Annotated in this window: 19 protein-coding genes; 3 read left to right on the top strand and 16 right to left on the bottom strand. The window is 26.3% G+C overall.

What is annotated here, in order from left to right:
* Positions 1-34 precede the first annotated feature (34 nt).
* On the bottom strand, positions 35-277 hold the full coding sequence (locus TEGL_RS09240; protein WP_018591095.1) for a hypothetical protein: 243 nt from the start codon (positions 275-277) through the stop codon (positions 35-37).
* Positions 278-325: 48 nt separating this feature from the next.
* Positions 326-2,803 carry a DNA helicase RecQ gene (recQ, locus tag TEGL_RS09235; protein WP_018591096.1) on the bottom strand — a complete coding sequence of 826 codons (2,478 nt, stop codon included), beginning with the start codon at positions 2,801-2,803 and terminating at the stop codon, positions 326-328.
* A 255-nt stretch (positions 2,804-3,058) separates the two neighbouring features.
* On the opposite strand from recQ, the gene TEGL_RS09230 reads away from it, so the two are divergent.
* On the top strand, positions 3,059-4,318 hold the full coding sequence (locus tag TEGL_RS09230) for an SLC13 family permease (RefSeq protein ID WP_018591097.1): 1,260 nt from the start codon (positions 3,059-3,061) through the stop codon (positions 4,316-4,318).
* A 16-nt stretch (positions 4,319-4,334) separates the two neighbouring features.
* The gene (locus tag TEGL_RS09225) at positions 4,335-4,799 is read left to right on the top strand and encodes a hypothetical protein (protein WP_018591098.1); all 465 of its coding nucleotides are present in this window, start codon (positions 4,335-4,337) and stop codon (positions 4,797-4,799) included.
* A 50-nt stretch (positions 4,800-4,849) separates the two neighbouring features.
* Here TEGL_RS09225 and TEGL_RS09220 read toward each other — a convergent pair whose 3' ends face one another.
* The 11 genes from TEGL_RS09220 to TEGL_RS09170 form a co-directional block, all read right to left on the bottom strand.
* Entirely contained in the window at positions 4,850-5,221 is a 372-nt protein-coding gene (locus TEGL_RS09220) for a NifB/NifX family molybdenum-iron cluster-binding protein (protein WP_018591099.1), read from the bottom strand.
* Positions 5,218-5,589: an ArsR/SmtB family transcription factor gene (locus tag TEGL_RS09215; RefSeq protein ID WP_018591100.1), complete on the bottom strand. Its 372-nt coding sequence runs from the start codon at positions 5,587-5,589 to the stop codon at positions 5,218-5,220. Before TEGL_RS09215 ends, TEGL_RS09220 begins: the two co-directional genes overlap by 4 nt.
* A 203-nt stretch (positions 5,590-5,792) precedes the next feature.
* Positions 5,793-6,683 (bottom strand): NAD(P)/FAD-dependent oxidoreductase, encoded by an 891-nt coding sequence (locus TEGL_RS09210; protein WP_018591101.1) that lies wholly within the window; start codon positions 6,681-6,683, stop codon positions 5,793-5,795.
* A 25-nt stretch (positions 6,684-6,708) separates the two neighbouring features.
* Entirely contained in the window at positions 6,709-7,026 is a 318-nt protein-coding gene (trxA, locus tag TEGL_RS09205; protein WP_026255117.1) for a thioredoxin, read from the bottom strand.
* Between the two features lie 122 nt (positions 7,027-7,148).
* Positions 7,149-8,378, bottom strand: coding sequence for a sensor histidine kinase (locus TEGL_RS09200; protein WP_018591103.1), 1,230 nt, complete (start codon positions 8,376-8,378; stop codon positions 7,149-7,151).
* A complete protein-coding gene (locus TEGL_RS09195; RefSeq protein ID WP_018591104.1) occupies positions 8,368-9,039 on the bottom strand; it encodes a response regulator transcription factor in 672 nt (223 codons plus the stop codon). The genes TEGL_RS09200 and TEGL_RS09195 overlap by 11 nt, the downstream gene beginning before the upstream one ends.
* Positions 9,040-9,121: 82 nt before the next feature.
* Positions 9,122-9,952, bottom strand: coding sequence for a hypothetical protein (locus TEGL_RS09190; RefSeq protein ID WP_018591105.1), 831 nt, complete (start codon positions 9,950-9,952; stop codon positions 9,122-9,124).
* A 37-nt stretch (positions 9,953-9,989) separates the two neighbouring features.
* Entirely contained in the window at positions 9,990-10,616 is a 627-nt protein-coding gene (locus TEGL_RS09185) for a hypothetical protein (RefSeq protein WP_018591106.1), read from the bottom strand.
* A 189-nt stretch (positions 10,617-10,805) separates the two neighbouring features.
* A complete protein-coding gene (locus TEGL_RS09180; RefSeq protein WP_018591107.1) occupies positions 10,806-11,594 on the bottom strand; it encodes a metal ABC transporter permease in 789 nt (262 codons plus the stop codon).
* Between the two features lie 2 nt (positions 11,595-11,596).
* Positions 11,597-12,283: a metal ABC transporter ATP-binding protein gene (locus TEGL_RS09175; RefSeq protein ID WP_018591108.1), complete on the bottom strand. Its 687-nt coding sequence runs from the start codon at positions 12,281-12,283 to the stop codon at positions 11,597-11,599.
* Between the two features lie 25 nt (positions 12,284-12,308).
* Positions 12,309-13,241, bottom strand: coding sequence for a metal ABC transporter substrate-binding protein (locus TEGL_RS09170; protein ID WP_018591109.1), 933 nt, complete (start codon positions 13,239-13,241; stop codon positions 12,309-12,311).
* A gap of 224 nt (positions 13,242-13,465) precedes the next feature.
* On the opposite strand from TEGL_RS09170, the gene TEGL_RS09165 reads away from it, so the two are divergent.
* A complete protein-coding gene (locus tag TEGL_RS09165; protein ID WP_018591110.1) occupies positions 13,466-13,882 on the top strand; it encodes a Fur family transcriptional regulator in 417 nt (138 codons plus the stop codon).
* A gap of 52 nt (positions 13,883-13,934) precedes the next feature.
* Here the strand turns inward: TEGL_RS09165 and cysS are convergent, their stop codons facing one another.
* The 3 genes from cysS to TEGL_RS09150 form a co-directional block, all read right to left on the bottom strand.
* Entirely contained in the window at positions 13,935-15,353 is a 1,419-nt protein-coding gene (cysS, locus tag TEGL_RS09160) for a cysteine--tRNA ligase (protein WP_018591111.1), read from the bottom strand.
* A gap of 352 nt (positions 15,354-15,705) precedes the next feature.
* Positions 15,706-16,473 (bottom strand): AAA family ATPase, encoded by a 768-nt coding sequence (locus tag TEGL_RS09155; protein WP_018591112.1) that lies wholly within the window; start codon positions 16,471-16,473, stop codon positions 15,706-15,708.
* Positions 16,474-16,637: 164 nt separating this feature from the next.
* The gene (locus TEGL_RS09150; RefSeq protein WP_018591113.1) at positions 16,638-16,931 is read right to left on the bottom strand and encodes a nitrous oxide-stimulated promoter family protein; all 294 of its coding nucleotides are present in this window, start codon (positions 16,929-16,931) and stop codon (positions 16,638-16,640) included.
* Between the last annotated feature and the right edge of the window lie 4 nt (positions 16,932-16,935).

Genomic DNA, 16,935 nt, shown 5'->3' with positions numbered 1-16,935 from the left:
CCATAGTAATAATATACTATGGCTTTATGAATAATTATCTTTTTCTTTTCTTTTTTTTCTTTTTTACTATGTTTTTATCATAAGGATTTGATGCTTTTTCCTTATTAGGTGGATCTACATTTTTATAAATATTCTTAAAACCTTTCCATGCAACACCTAACCCAAATGCCGCTAAGCAAAGTATTAAAGGATTGTACCTAACAAATAATAAACTTATTATAAAAAATGCTAAACCTCCTAAGCTTACAAGTACATTGAGTTTTTTCCATCTCTCCATATTAAGCCTCCACCAATAAGTATAATTAGATTACTTATTCTATAATGCTTAACATAATTCCTTCTTTTTATTTGACAAATTTAAATTATTTTCAATTATTACTGCCATAATACTTTCATATTTAATGTTGGATGGAAGTATTTTTTTGATTAAATTTAAACTTTGACTTTTACACTCATCTATAGCTTTTAATATTTTATCTTTTTCATTTTCATTATAATATTCATTTAATTCTAAATCAAAATTTAAAGTATTACCTTCCACAATATAGTCATTAACATAAGTTAGTAAAGTTGCTGGAGATACTTCAACTTCTAAACTTACATCATTTAACTCTCTCCCTTGATTGAGCAAATCTAAGGCTATTTCGTTATTTTTACGATTCTCTCCGTCTATAACTATACTAAGCTTCTTTTTTTCTTTCCAAGGAGGATTCATATTTTTCTCTTCTAAGTATTCCTTTACAACTTTAATAATCTCTTCACCATATTTTTTGAATTTTACTGAACCTATACCACTAATGTCTAATAATTCCTTTTCACTTATAGGATATCTTCCACTAATTTCTTTTAGTGTATTTTTAGATAGTATTTTATAGAAAATAGTATTTTCTTTCTTTGCATAAAAAGCTCGAAGTTCTTTAAGTCTCTCATATAGTTCTTTATTACTATTTACATATAAAAATTCATCGTATTGTTTTAAATTACTATTTTCTTCTTTTGTACTATTTATTTTTATATTATTTTCATCTGTATATTTTATTATTTCTCCAATAAACATCTCACCATATTTATCAAATTTAACTTCTCCTACACCAGATATACCTAGCATTTCTTCTTTATTTATTGGATACTTCTTGCTCATCTCCATTAAAGTAGAATCAGAAAATACCATATATGGTGCAATATTATTTTTCTTAGCTACGACAAATCTTATCTCTTTCAATTTTTCATATAGATAATTAACTTCTTTTTCATCTTCTTGTGAAAAAATTTCATATAACATTACTTTTTTATTACCCTTGATTACTTCTTTTGACATGTTGTTAATTCTTATAGTTGCAAAAGAAGTATTATTTGAAACACTTTCTACCATATCTAAGTAACCATGAGATATTAAAGTATTAATAAATATTTTTAAATCCTCACTTTTATAGTTTTTCATAATACCATATGTAGATAAACCATTAAAACCTAAACTAATTACTTTCTTATTTTTAGATCCTCTAAGTACATCCACAATCATATTTATTCCATAGCTTCTTTTCATTCTGACAATACAGGAGATTACCTTCATAGCATCCTCACTCTTATCAACCATAATTCCCCTATTTAAACAATTACTACAATTGTCACATTTATTTTCAAACTCTTCTCCAAAGTAGTTTAAAATACTTTTCCTATAACAATCATTACTATAAACTAAATCTATTATCTGTTGTAATTTAATATACTGACTTTGTTTTCTTTCCATATTAGATATTCCAGAATCAATAAGTAGTTTTTGCGTCTGAATATCTTGTGGAGAAAACAGTAACGTACATTTACTTTTTTCTCCATCCCTTCCAGCTCTACCTATTTCTTGATAATAGTTTTCTATACTTTGTGGCATATTATAGTGAAGAATCCACCTAATATTACTTTTATCTATCCCCATACCAAAGGCATTTGTTGCTATCATTATATTTTTTTCATCCTTTACAAATAGCTCCTGATAGTGCTGTCTATCTTCATTATTCAATCCACCATGGTATTTTACAACAGAATAATTTCTTCTTTTTAAGCTTTCATATATTGCTTCTACAGATTTTCTAGTAGCAGCATATACTATTCCGCTATTGTCTTTATTTTTTTCCATATAACTTAATATATATTCTTTTTTATTACAGTTTTTAACTATGTTTATTTCCAAATTATCTCTATTAAATCCTGTAATATACTCCTTGTAATTTTGCAGCTTTAAATTCTTTATTATGTCTTCTTTTACTTTAGTAGATGCAGTTGCAGTAAAAGCTGTAACTATAGGTCTTTCTTCTAAATCACAAATAAAATTTGATATTTTAGTATAACTTTTTCTAAAATCATGACCCCATTGTGAAATACAGTGAGCCTCATCTACTGCAATTTGACTTATATTTGCTCTTTTTATAACATTTATAAAATCATAATTATCTAACCTTTCTGGGGCAACATATATAATCTTATATTCATCATTATATACACCATTTAATATATTTTTTATTTTATTGTCTGATAAAGAACTATTTATATATGATGATTTAATATTCATTGAATTTAAAGTATCTACTTGATCTTTCATTAATGATATTAGTGGCGATATAACTATGGTAATACCATCTAATATAAGTGCTGGAATTTGGTAACATAATGACTTTCCACCACCTGTTGGCATTATAGCTACCACATCTTTTTTATTTAGTATGGAATTAATTATCTCTTCTTGACCTTTTCTAAATTCTTTGTATCCAAAATACTTTTCCAATATTTCTATAGGTTTTTTATACATATTTCATCTCCTATATACGAACTTGTGTTTGTTAATAATTATATCCTAATTTACTTCCTTAATACAAGTTTATTATTATAATTTTAAATACCTTTATATAAAGCGAAGGCATTGTCATAGTACTTTTTTATTTTCTCTTTAATTAATATATTAACAATGAAAAATCCGTTTTACCATTACCTTTTTGGAAATATATGCTAATATTAATATTGTGGCTAGTCTTTCTAATTATTCAATGACTATGGAGGTGATTTTATGAGTAATCAAATTATATCAGTTTTAATCTTTGCAGCAGTAATACTATTTATTGTAACAGAAAAAATAGATAGAACTGTGGCTGCTATTAGTGGTGCTGTCCTTATGATAATTACCAATGTTTTAACTTTAGAGAAAGCTATTTCACATATAGACTTTAATACTATTGGGGTACTTATGGGTATGATGATTGTAGTATCAATAGTTAAAAATTCAGGTTTATTCGAATATATTGCTATTTATTCAGCAAAGAAGTCTAAAGGAAATCCTTGGAAAATAATGATTTACTTTATTGTTATTACAGCTGTATTATCTGCATTGTTAGATAACGTAACAACTGTATTATTAGTAGGCCCTATGACCATTGTAATATGTCAGATTCTTAATGTTAACCCAATTCCATTTCTTATGACAGAAATAATTGCTTCTAATGTTGGAGGTACATCTACTTTAATAGGAGACCCTCCAAATATAATGATTGGTAGTGCGGCAAATTTAAGTTTTTCTGATTTTATTATTAATGTTGGACCTGTTGTTGTAGTTATTTTATTTGCTGTAATTATATGTTTTAAGTTCATATATAAAAAAGACATTTCAAATATGGCAAACGAGGCATGTATTACTTCTTTAGATGAGGAAAAGGCTATACAAGACAGACCTCTACTTTATAAAAGTATCTGTGTTTTATTTTTAATCTTGCTTGGATTTATTTTTCATAGTAGTTTAAATATAGAATCTTCTATGATTGCTTTGTCTGGGGCATGTGTTATGCTTATCATAGGAAAACAAGATACAAATGAGATAATAAGTAGTGTTGAGTGGAGTACAATATTATTTTTCATAGGTTTATTTATAGTTGTAGGTGGACTTTCTGAGTCAGGTGTTATAGATAACCTTGCACAGTTTTTAATAAATTTAACAAAAGGAAATACTACATACACAATGTGTCTTATATTATGGATTTCAGCTATAATATCTTCTTTCCTTGACAATATACCATTTGTAGCCACTTTAATTCCATTAATACTTACTATGCAATCTCAAGGAATGGATGTTATGCCACTTTGGTGGGCAACGTCTTTAGGTGCTTGTCTTGGTGGAAACGGAACATTAATAGGTGCTTCAGCCAATGTGGTCTTAGCAAATATTGGTGAGAAGCATGGGTATGATATTTCTTTTAAAAAATACTTTAAACTTGGCTTCCCAGTCATGTTACTGACAGTTTTTATTTCAACCATATATTTATTATTAAAATATTAACTAGGATGGTGATATAATGAAAATCATAGATACTTATAGTACAAAAGGCGATTCTATTGAAATACTACTTAGACAAATTGGAGCTACTAAAATAACCCGTGTTAGAGGATATTTATATTTTATTAAATTTAAAATTGATGATTTAGATATTACATATACATACAATATAAATCATAAGAATCAATATTTCTTGCAAAGAATTGAGCCTTACCCACTGGGTAAGGGTATATTTGATAATGAAATTGAAATAGTTTCATTTATACAAAAAGATTTAAGTAAATTTAAAAAAGCTAAAAAACTTGATAATTTTAATAATTTTTTAAACTTGAATAATGCAATAACTTCTTTAACAACAGATGTGGAAAATTTATTTTTAAACTACGATATTTCTGATGTTAATATTAGCCAACTTGAAGAAACTTTAAATGCATTTTCAGACAAAATCGAGGAATGTAAAAAAAATATCAATAATATAGAGTAATAAGTAAAAACATCTTGAAGCTAATATTGCTTCAAGATGTTTTTTGTTTTTTAGTGATTTCCACAATCATGGTGATTGCAACCATTATTTGCAGTAAACTCAACTAATTTATTTTCTTTTAATAATTCAAGGTTTTCTTTTACGTTTCCTTCAACACCTCTAAATACTTTTGTTCCCATACTATTTAATTTAGATATTGCTCCAGCACCTATTCCTCTTACTATAACAACATCTACAGCTTTGTTAGCTAAAGCTTTCATTGGTTGACATTTTCCGTGTTCGTGATTTAAATCACCATTATCTATTACCTCTACTTCTTCTCCATCTAAGTTAACAACTAAAAATTTTGGAGCTGACCCAAAGTGATTATATGGAGTACTTTCCATTCCTTTATTTTCTACTACTGGTATACAAATTTTCATTTTAAATTCTCCCTTTTCCTACAACATTTTGACTTCCCTTTACAGGTATTTCCACAACAGTTTTTACTAGTTTCAATATTTGTCATATGTATAAAATTTTGATCATCATCATTTATAAACTTCATAAAAGATATACATTCATTAAAAACTTCTTCATTAATTTTATAAAAAACATAATATCCTTCTTTATATCCTGTTAAAATATTTGCCTCTTTTAATATTTTAATATGCTGAGAAACTGCTGAGTCTGAAATCTGCAAATGCTTTGATATGCCTTTTTGGCACATAACTTTACTAGATATAATCATTAAAATCTTCAATCTAGTTTCATCACTTAGCGCTTTAAATACCTTTACTAAAGTTTCCATGGATACCTCTTTTTATTTAAGTACTTACTTAACTAAATAATAGTACACTTAACTAGTTTTATCAAGTACTTTTTTATTATTTTTTATATAATAAATATTTACACAAAGCTATAATATTAACTTAATATTTATTTCTGCAATAAAAAAGAGTTAATATATTATGACTTTTGAATTAAAAATCATTAATATTAACTCTGAAAATTTTATTTAATATTTTTTTCTTTTACTTTTAATTGATCTATATATGACACTGCATTAATTGCTGCTATTTGACCTTGCCCAGCTGATTTAATATAAGAATAAGGTTTACCAGCTATATCTCCACATGCAAAGCACCCAGCAATATTAGTATTCATATTTATATCAACTTTAACGTGCGACTCATCAACTTCAAGTCCTGGAACTAAAGTTTTTGGAGATGCACTATCTTTTATTACAAAAACTCCATCTACGTCTATAGCACTATTTTTAAATGATACTTGATTTACTAACATTTCTCCTTTTATTTCAACTGGCCTTTCATTTATAACTTCTATACTTGTATCTAAATCATTACCTCTCATAAGTCCTTCTTTTTTATACATTGGTATAAAATATGTTTTAGATGCTATTTCATTTAAAAAATTTGCTTCTTCTTCAGATTCTTTATTGTAACCTATAATAGCTACAGTTTTTTCTCTATATAAAGGAGCATCACAAGTAGCACAATAGCCTACACCTCTACCTAAATATTCTTCTTCACCTTTAATTGGTTTGCCATATTGAACGCCTGTTGCTAATATAACTGTAGTAGCTTCAAACATATTTTCACCACTCATTAAAGCAAAATAATCACCCATAGCATAAATATTTGTAATTTTATTATTAGAAACTTTAATTCCCATACTATCTATATGGTGCTTAAATTTGCTTTTTAGATCTTCTCCACTAATTTCATGAAATCCTAAATAGTTGTTTATTTCTGGAGCTTTCTCTAGTTTGTTACTCAAATTATCATTTCCAAATACTATTATATTTTTATTTCTAATTTTCGCGTTTATTGCCGCTGAAAGGCCAGCTGGCCCACTTCCTACGATTGCTATATCATACCTCATTATTATTCACCACAATTCACAGCTCTTATAAATGAGCCTTTATTTTAGATTTTATTTGTTCCTTTGGAACGAACCCTACTATTCTTTGAACTTCTTTTCCATTTTTAAACATTATCATTGTTGGAACAGAAACTATTTTATACTCCTCTACCACTTCTAGACTTCTATCAATATCAATTTTAGCAAAGTCAACTTTATCGGACATTTCATCGCTTAAAGATTCAAATATGGGCGCTAGCATTTTACAAGGTCCACACCACGTTGCAAAAAAATCCATTACTACTAACTTATCTGACGTTCTAACTTTATTATAAAATTGAGAATTATTTAATATACTTGGCATTATTTCTCCTCCTAATGTATCACTATATAATATTAATTTTTTGCAATAAAGGTTAACATTATATGAATAGATATGTATATTATATTTCATTTATAACCACTTTATAACGGAAAAAACTTTATTTAAGAAATTTCTCTAGGTATTATTATTTCAAATTTAGATCCTTCGTTTACTACAGAATAAGGTTTTATCTTACACTTAAGATTTATACTTATCATTTTTGCAATTGATAAACCAATTCCTGATCCATCAATATCTTGATTTCTTACATTATCACTTCTAAAAAATCTATCAAAAATATGTTTTAAATCACTTTCCTTAATTCCAATGCCTGTATCTAGTATTAAACAAACTATTTTATTATCTTTTTCGTCTAGCGTAAATCTTATCTCGTCATTCGTATCCGTGTATTTAAATGCATTATCTATAAATATTAATAATAATTGTTTAAGCTTGTTTCTATCGCTTAAAATCAATGGATTTTTAAGATTATTTTCGTATTTTAAAACTTTATTTTGAATATTTGCTATATCAATATAATCTCTATATATCTCTTCAACTAAATCTACCATATTTATTTCTTCAATTTTCAATTTTGTTATAGAGTCTTCTTTTGAAAGAGATAATAAATCTTTAATCATCTTTTTTAGCCTTCTAGTTTCATTCATAGCATCTGCTATAGTTTCCACTTCATCACTTATTGTATTATTTGGTACAGTCAAAAGACTTTGTAATTTAGATGATACTATTGTAATTGGAGTTCTTAGTTCATGAGAGGCGTCTTGAATAAATTTAGCTTGTGTATGCCAAGCATTTTCTATTGGTAACAAGGCCTTTCGTGTCAAATATAGAGCAACGAAATATGTAATAATAATAGAAAATACTATTCCAATTCCTATAACAAAAAGTAATTGTTTTAATGAGGAAAGCTCAGAATCAATATTTCTTATTATTCTAATTTTCATATTATTTATTGTTATCGATAACTCTCTGAATGTGTAATTTCCTTTTTTGTAAGTAAAACATGCATTTATTTCATTACCTTCTTCTGAGGGTACATATTCATTAAAATAATCACTTTTTGTATAATATATAAGCCTATTATTTTTATAAATATATACTAAATCCCTAGGATCATTTAAAACTATAGGGTTTAAATATGAACTCCTGTTTACTTGCATACTAATATATTCGTATTCTTCTTTTAACTTATCATCTATACTATTATAAGTTATGCTTTGAAAATAAAAAAATGTAAAAAGAGAAAAAATAATTAAAAAGCTAGATACTACTAAAATATTAATTTTAATCAGTTTATCTTTAGTATCATTAAAGACTTTTTTATTTATCATCAAACATATACCCAACCTTACGCTTAGTTTTTATACATTTATCATATCCAAATTTACTTAATATTTTTCTCAAATTACTTATATATACTTCCACAATTTCTATAGTTGCGTCCGATTCCATACCCCAAATTCTGTCATATATTTGTTCCTTTAATAAAATAGTTCCTTTATTTAATAAGAAGTACTCTAGTAAATTAAACTGTTTGTTTTGCAGTTCTATTTCTTCATTTTTATAAAATACTCTTCTTTTACTCAAATCCAGATGCAAATCATAAAAATCCAATGTATTTTTTGTTTGTAATTTTCCTGTTGTTCTAAGCATTGCATATATTCTTGCAACTAATTCTTCCATATAAAATGGCTTTGTTAAGTAATCATTAGCTCCAATAGAAAAAGCTTCTACTTTTTCATCAAGACTTTCTTTGGCTGTTAAAATAAGCACAGGTGTATCTATATGATTATTTCTTATATTTTTTAGAATATCTATACCACCTAAACTTGGTAACATTAAATCTAGTACAACTAAATCATATATTCCTTGTTTTATAAGATAAAGAGCTTCTTCTCCATCTTCACAGCATTCAACTTCAAAGTGTTTTTTTAGTTCCTTTTCAATAGTTTGTAATAACTTTTTATTATCTTCTACTACTAATATTTTCATTTTTTTCTCCTATTGTTTCTTATTATTTCTTCTATATAAACAAAAGGAATACCCCAAATAAGATTTGAAATATTCCTAATTATTATTGTCCACTCTCAACTATATTTACTTTATTTGTAATTAAATCAATATCCACATTACTCTTATTTTCCATATCATCATATGTGTAACCTAAAATTTTAATATCATAACTAGAATCATATAAAGAACTTACTATCTTATCCTTTTGTTCTGGCTTTAAAATAGAATTATATATTATATGATCAACTCTTACTATTTCCTTATTTTTATCTATTTCTGCAACTTTCAATACAATATTTCCTAAATTTTTATTTGATATATTCTCAATTTCTATAGTGAAATTTAAATCATCTTGTTTAGCTCTGCTATTACCTTTATTTATTGACATTACATCATAGTTTTTACTGTTTTGTAAATACTTATTATTCTCATATGTTTTTGTTTCATTATCCTTTAAATTTACAACCACCCTACAGTCTTCTGCTATATATGTATAACCTGTAATTTCTATAGAGTCAGTATAATCTTTTGCTGTAAATTGCACCTGCATTATATCATTTGGACTTAATGTTATATCGATATCAGTTTTAGATTGAGATATAATATTGTCATTTTTATCTAGCTCATCATAAAATAATACTATTTGACTTAAATTCAATTTAGAGATATTTTTTATCTTAGTCATAGCAGTAACATCATTTCCAGTTCTATCTGATAAATTAGTGATTTTACTATTATCAATTTGTAATGTTTTTGCATTACTACTATTTATAGTACCTGTTTTGTATTCACTATATTTTGTTTCTTTGACACTTGTAACAATATTTATACCTATTATTAAAACTATTAATATAAGAATAAGTAAAATTGATTTTTTCATAATGTTATTCATATACTTGCACCTCATTTTCATTCTAATAGGTCTTTTCTTAAAGAAGGTTCTTGTATGCTTTCATAAAATCTTTTAAGGCTTGTGTTAAAATTTCTTTCTTATTGTAAGATGAGTTACTACATAGTCTTTCAAAGTCTTCCCAAGTCTGCTTATCAACTCTAATATTAGCTGATTTCACATCACTAACCTCTTCAATATCTAATATAATATCTTTTTTATTAGATACTCTCTTGGGTTTAAAAATTTTATTATCTTTTACTTCTATGTACCAATCATAAACTTCACATAGTTTATCTATGTCATCTTGGTATATATTTATCTTTTTATCCTTCTTAGGTATAGTAGATTTCTTTTTATTTACTTTTTCTTTAGTTTTTATAGTTTCTTTAATTTTAGGTTTTTCATTAGTTTTATTTTTTTCTTTCATATCATTTGTCATTTGCTTACTTTTAGGACTTTTTTTTGTATTTTTTACATTGTCAAATGATAATTGTGACTCATCAATATATTTTACATATATTCCTTTTTCTGATTTATATCCATTTTTATTTAAATTTCTTCTAAGTGTAGAAGGTTTTATTTCTAACTCTTTAGAAATATCTTCAAAGGACATATTTTGATTTTGATATTTTAGAAATAATTCTATTCTGTCTTTAGAATTCATAATTGCCTCCGTCATATTCCTTTTTTTATAATTGTACCATAAATTTCTTTCAACACATATATTTTTCAAAAAATCTACTACATATTATTATTTTTTTCTTCTTATTATATAAGTAAATTGCATAATAATACGTAAATAGATTTTTTCTATTCAAGTGGAAATAAAAAGCAAGTGAAGTATTCACTTGCTTTAATCTCTTTTAATTATTATTGTCAATATAAGGAATAAAACTCCTGTTAAAACGATAGTACCTCCAGGCTTTAACCCTATATAATATGATATTGTTAGTCCTATGATTGTAAAAATCAAAGCAAACAATATTGATAGCAATACTGTATGTTTATAACTTTTTCCAAATTTCATTGCACAAGCAACTGGTACTACCATCATAGAAGAAACTATTAATGCACCTACTGTTCTAGCAGCTATAGATACTGTAAAAGCTGTTAGTATAGTGAAAATAAAGTTAACAGTTTTTATTGGTATACCTACAAGTCTTGCTCCTTCTTCATCGAAAGCAATATACATTAATTCTTTATATAAAAATATAAAAGCAATTATAACTAATAAACTTATTCCTATTACCATAAATAATTCAAAATCCGTTATTGCTACAATACTACCAAATAAAAAACTATTAAATGAAGCCGAATCTTTTACAAATCCAGATAATACACCAGCTAAACCAACGCCAGCTGACATAATAATTGCTATGGACATTTCCGAGTACTTTGGCATTTTCTTTCTTATAAATTCTATACTAAAAGCAGATGCTAAAGATGCTATTACAGCTGCAAGTACAGGGTTAATATTAAAAACTAAGCCTGCTGCAATACCAGCAAGAGATGAATGAGATAGTGCGTCTCCTATCATAGATAATCTTTTTAAGACTACTATAATACCGATACAAGGTACAATAATCGCAAGTAATATTCCTACAATAAATGCCCTCCTCATAAAATCATATTCAAAAATCATGTCTACACCTCATTCTCCTTACCCATTAAAGATACCTTATTATTTTCAACTACAAATATTTTACTTGTATATTTAGATATTTTTGCAAAATCATGACTAACAATAACTATTGTTATTTTAGACTCTTTATTTAATTTTTCAAGAAGAGTATACAGTTGCTCTTCTGAAGTAGCATCAATACCTGTTGTTGGTTCATCTAAAATTATAATTTTAGGATCACTAACTAAAGCTTTTGCAATCATTACCCTTTGTTGCTGACCTCCAGATAAGTTGCCTATTAACCGTTTTGAATAGTCTTCCATATTAACAATTTTTAGAGCTTCTTTTACTTTTTGTTTATGTTCCTTTTTAGGAAATTTCATAAAACCAACTTTGGAGTATAAATTTGCCATAACAATTTCTTCTACTGTAGCTGGAAAGTTTGCCCCACTAGATAGTGATATTTGTGGTACATATCCTATTTTATTTAAATTATTACTTTTATCTAATTCTTCATTAAATAATTTTATTTTTCCTTTTGATGGATTTAACTGTCCTATTAAAAGCTTCATAAGTGTACTCTTCCCACTACCATTACAACCAATTATACCCACAAAATCTCCTTCATCTATGGATAAAATAATATCTTGTAACACATTTTCCTTATTATAAGCAAAGGATACATTTTCAATAGATATTATATTTTTCATATACGCCTCCCAAATTTAGTATGAATTATTTCATTGATTCATACAATGCTTCTAAATTCTTTTCCATCACACTAAAATAATCTTCACCATTATTTATTTGCTCTTCACTTAAACCTTCTAATGGATTTAATACTTCTGTTTTAGCATTTATTTCTTTTGCTATTGTCTCAGCAACTTTTGGGCTTACAAGTTCTTCAAAGAATATTGTTTTTACATTATTTTCTTTCGCAAATTTAATTATTTCCCTCATTCTTGCAGGGTCTGGTTCGCTATCAGGTGTTAATCCCTCTATTCCCTCTTGATTTATATTATAGTCTGAACATAAATATCCAAAAGCTTCATGAGCAACTATAATTGTTTTATTTTTAATTGGACCTAAAGTATCAGAGTATTTTTTGTCTAGCTCATCAAGCTTTTTAGCATATTTTTCATAATTTTTTTCATAATACTTAGTATTTTCAGAATCATGCTTTATTAATGCGTCCTTGATATTTTTCATTTCCTTCTTTGCATTTTTTATACTTAGCCATGTGTGAGGATCAAAACTTCCGTGGCTATGTCCATCATCTTTATTACTGTTTGCTTTTTCTCCTGCCTTATGTATGTCTAATCCTTCACTAGTTTTTACATATACTATATCTTTGTTTTCTAAGGTATCTATAACTTTATCCGTCCAGTTTTCAATACCTGCTCCATTATAAATAAGCATCTCTGCTTTTTCTAGATTTACAATATCACTTGTTGATATTTCCCAATCATGTGGCTCTGTTCCTGCCGGAACTAAGTTTGTTACCTCAACTTTATCTCCTCCAACTTTTTTAGCGAAATCGTACAAAGGATATATACTAGTATATATTTTTATCTTTCCATCTGAATTTTCATCAGTTTTATTTTCTTTACTACAACCTATTGTAAACAACATAGGTATTACTAGTAGTAAGGATATTATTTTTTTCATATTTATTTTCCACTCCTTTAAATTATATATTTATTAAGTTATTTTTAAATGATAACACCTCTCATTTGCATCGATAAATAAATAATACTACTTATATATATATTAGTCAAGTGCAAATCATATGCATTTATATTTTATTGACAAAGTCATATAATAAGTTTATCCTTTTCTTAGTATTACTATAATAAACATATTATTTTTTATTTTTTAAGGATGTGAAAAGCATGAATAATGAAGATAATATTTTAAAAGCAGCTAATTTAAAAACTACTAAAAAAAGAATGATAATACTTTCTGTATTAAATAACGCTGACAGCCCTCTTACATCTGAAGATATATTAGAACAAGCTTCAAAGGAAGTTAATATAAATCTATCTACTGTTTATAGGGCATTAAATGCTCTAACTGAAAAAAATATTTTATTAAAACAATTGAGCAATGATGGAAAAACATATTTTCAAATTAATAATAGAGAACATAAACATCAATTAATATGTTCTTTATGCAATAAAGTTGTATTAGTAAATTGTTGCCCTTTAAAAAAATTTGAAAATGATTTATGTGATGAAACAGGCTTTACCATCACTAGTCATAACTTGGAGTTTACAGGCATATGTCCTGAGTGTGCGAAAAAATTATAAAAAAAGTCCTATTCTAGATTATATCTAGTTAATAGGACTTTTATTTTTATAATTATATTCTTATTTTCCAAGTTGTCTTATCTTTATTATCCATTATTTCAATATTATTTTCTAATAAATAATCTCTAATCTCATCAGACTTTTTATAGTCTTTATTTTTTCTAGAAGCTTCTCTTTGTTCTATTAATAAATTAATCTTGTTAACAAAATCTTTATTAAGCTTTTCTTTGTCATCACTTAATTCATTTAATTTTAAACCAAATACTTTATCAAAATCATCTATTATTATTTTCTTTTCTTTATTATTTAATTTTTCACTTTTTATTACCTCATGAAGCAAAGTAAAACCATTTGCTATATTTAAATCATCATTTATATATTTTAAAAATCTATTTTTATATTCTTCTATTATATTTTCATTTGTTAACATTTCATCATTAATATTTCCATTTATTAATGTTACTTTATTTTTCAATATTTCAAAAGAATTAGATGCATCTTTTAATCTATCATAACTAAATACTAATGGTTTTCTGTATTTTGATTGTAAAACATAATATCTATATACTAATGGGTCCACATTATTTTCTATTAAATTATTTAATGTAATAAATGATCCGCTCGATTTTGACATTTTTCCTTTATCAAGAATTAAAAACTCACCATGTAACCAGTAATTTACCCATTTGTGTCCAAGTGCTCCTTCAGATTGTGCGATTTCATTTGTGTGATGTACTGGTATATGATCTATTCCTCCACAATGAATATCCATATCCTCCCCTAAGTATTTTATTGCCATTGCTGAACATTCAACATGCCAACCTGGAAATCCTCCCCCCCATGGAGAGTCCCACTGTAATATATGATTATCATATTTTGAATTAGTAAACCATAAAACAAAATCAAGAGGATTTTTTTTATAAATATCTACTTCCACTCGATTTCCAGCGTTCATTTCTTCTAAGCTTAAATTGGCCAGTTTGTTATAATCTTTAAATTTATCAATAGAAAAATATACATTATTATTAGCTATATATGTGTATCCCCTTTTTTCCAACTTTTCTATTAACCCTATCATTTCTTTTACATGATCAGTTGCTCTAGGAATATGATTTGCTACTTGAATATTTAAAAGTTGTAAGTCTTTTAGAAACTCACCTTCATAAAATCTTGCTATATCTAGCACACTTTTATTTTCTCTTTTAGCACCCATTTCCATTTTATCTTCACCAGTATCTCCATCTGATTGTAAATGCCCCACATCTGTTATATTCATTACATGATTAACTTCATATCCATTGTATTTAAGAGTTCTTTTTAATACATCTTCAAATATATAAGTTCTTAAATTCCCTATGTGGGCATAGTTGTATACCGTTGGTCCACAAGTATACATTTTAACTTTCTTTTCTTCAATAGGTATAAATTTTTCTACATTTCTGCTTAATGTGTTATACAGTTTTATATCCATAATAGATCCTCCCTAAATTAAAAAACTGCAAGCATATGAAGCTTTTCTACAAAAAGAAAAACTCCAGATACACCTGCAGTTTAGTATTATTAATTATTTACATTATGACTTATGATTAAATATTAAAATAAACACAGGTATGCTGTTTTTTTTGAAATTTTTAAGTTTTTCAAACAACAGCAACAACAAGTTTTCATTTTAATATCCTCCTTAAATAAATTATATGATTTAATTATATGTAAATATAATTCATTTTGCAACTAGTTATAACTAAAAACTTATTTTTAGAACTAATAAATTATAATATTAAATAAAAAAACAGTATAAAATAAATTTATACTGTTTTTTTATATTAAACATTTAGTTTTTCAAAAATTTCTTTCATGGCTACTCTAGCTTTAGAAGTCTCTGGTAATTCAACTAATGGTTTTCTATTACAGTCGTATTCAAATATCATTTCGTCCATAGGAACTACTCCAAGTAAATCTAAATCAAATCTTTCAATTTCTCTCTTTACACCATCATTTAACTCTCCATTAGGTGCTTTATTTACTATTAAAGATGTTCTCCCAACTCTTATTCCCATTTCTTTAGCTAAATCTCTTATTCTTGCAACAGCTTCTATACTTCTAGCTGAACAGTCACTTATTAATAATAGATCATCTATTTCTCTAAGTGTTTTTCTACTTAAATGTTCCATACCAGCTTCATTGTCCATAACTACATAATCATAGTGATTAGACATTAATTGAATTTGTCTTTTTAAGATTGAATTGACAAAACAATAACAACCTTCACCTTCTGATCTACCCATTACAAGTAAATCATATCCATTTCCCTCTTCAACAATAGAATTTAATTCATATTCTAAATATTGAGATTTAGTCATTCCCCCTGGATATTGTTCTCTTTTTTGCTCCATTAGGTTTGCTTTTTCTTTTATTTCTCCTATTGTACCACTTAATTCCATTCCTAATACATCATTTATATTAGAGTTTGCATCTGCGTCTACTACTAAAGTTTCACCCTTTTTTTCTTTAGTAAGATAATCAATAAGTATTCCTGTTAAACTTGTTTTCCCTGTACCACCTTTACCTGCAACTGCTATATTGTATGACATAGTTACTTTCCCCCTTATGCCTTTAGAATTATTTGTTAACTATCTATCTAAATTATAGCAAAGTTCTTCCAGATTAAACATTTTTTTATATAAAAAATTTGCTTCGTTAAAGCAACTAAGCTTTAAAAAAAGAAAAACCTGCTAAAAAGCAGGCTTTATTTTTATTATTCGAATATATGTTTTATAAATTGAATTGGACTGTAAATTATAAGTCTCGGTCCTGAAAATTTCATAACACCTTTAACTTTTGCTTTCATATCTTTTTTGTAGCAATGTATGGGACACTTACTACAAAAGCTTTTTTCCTCACCAAATTTACAAAAGTCCAGTCTTTTATGAGCATATTCTAATAGCTCTTTACATTCTTCACACAGACCATCTTTATTTTTATGTTTTTTCTTACAATAAATATTTATCATAATATTTATTGTTTTTTTCTCTTTTTCTATTCTTCCCATTGTG

The sequence above is a fragment of the Terrisporobacter glycolicus ATCC 14880 = DSM 1288 genome, from assembly GCF_036812735.1.
In the GTDB taxonomy this organism is placed as follows: Bacteria; Bacillota; Clostridia; order Peptostreptococcales; family Peptostreptococcaceae; genus Terrisporobacter; species Terrisporobacter glycolicus.
The sequence above is the reverse complement of the archived record's forward strand: the minus strand, read 5'-3'. Positions and strand labels throughout refer to the sequence as shown.

Coding starts and splice junctions, on each gene's coding strand:
- TEGL_RS09240 (WP_018591095.1), bottom strand. CDS start 277: ATGGAGAGATGGAAAAAACTCAATGTACTTGTAAGCTTAGGAGGTTTA.
- recQ (WP_018591096.1), bottom strand. CDS start 2,803: ATGTATAAAAAACCTATAGAAATATTGGAAAAGTATTTTGGATACAAA.
- TEGL_RS09230 (WP_018591097.1), top strand. CDS start 3,059: ATGAGTAATCAAATTATATCAGTTTTAATCTTTGCAGCAGTAATACTA.
- TEGL_RS09225 (WP_018591098.1), top strand. CDS start 4,335: ATGAAAATCATAGATACTTATAGTACAAAAGGCGATTCTATTGAAATA.
- TEGL_RS09220 (WP_018591099.1), bottom strand. CDS start 5,221: ATGAAAATTTGTATACCAGTAGTAGAAAATAAAGGAATGGAAAGTACT.
- TEGL_RS09215 (WP_018591100.1), bottom strand. CDS start 5,589: ATGGAAACTTTAGTAAAGGTATTTAAAGCGCTAAGTGATGAAACTAGA.
- TEGL_RS09210 (WP_018591101.1), bottom strand. CDS start 6,683: ATGAGGTATGATATAGCAATCGTAGGAAGTGGGCCAGCTGGCCTTTCA.
- trxA (WP_026255117.1), bottom strand. CDS start 7,026: ATGCCAAGTATATTAAATAATTCTCAATTTTATAATAAAGTTAGAACG.
- TEGL_RS09200 (WP_018591103.1), bottom strand. CDS start 8,378: ATGATAAATAAAAAAGTCTTTAATGATACTAAAGATAAACTGATTAAA.
- TEGL_RS09195 (WP_018591104.1), bottom strand. CDS start 9,039: ATGAAAATATTAGTAGTAGAAGATAATAAAAAGTTATTACAAACTATT.
- TEGL_RS09190 (WP_018591105.1), bottom strand. CDS start 9,952: ATGAATAACATTATGAAAAAATCAATTTTACTTATTCTTATATTAATA.
- TEGL_RS09185 (WP_018591106.1), bottom strand. CDS start 10,616: ATGAATTCTAAAGACAGAATAGAATTATTTCTAAAATATCAAAATCAA.
- TEGL_RS09180 (WP_018591107.1), bottom strand. CDS start 11,594: ATGATTTTTGAATATGATTTTATGAGGAGGGCATTTATTGTAGGAATA.
- TEGL_RS09175 (WP_018591108.1), bottom strand. CDS start 12,283: ATGAAAAATATAATATCTATTGAAAATGTATCCTTTGCTTATAATAAG.
- TEGL_RS09170 (WP_018591109.1), bottom strand. CDS start 13,241: ATGAAAAAAATAATATCCTTACTACTAGTAATACCTATGTTGTTTACA.
- TEGL_RS09165 (WP_018591110.1), top strand. CDS start 13,466: ATGAATAATGAAGATAATATTTTAAAAGCAGCTAATTTAAAAACTACT.
- cysS (WP_018591111.1), bottom strand. CDS start 15,353: ATGGATATAAAACTGTATAACACATTAAGCAGAAATGTAGAAAAATTT.
- TEGL_RS09155 (WP_018591112.1), bottom strand. CDS start 16,473: ATGTCATACAATATAGCAGTTGCAGGTAAAGGTGGTACAGGGAAAACA.
- TEGL_RS09150 (WP_018591113.1), bottom strand. CDS start 16,931: ATGGGAAGAATAGAAAAAGAGAAAAAAACAATAAATATTATGATAAAT.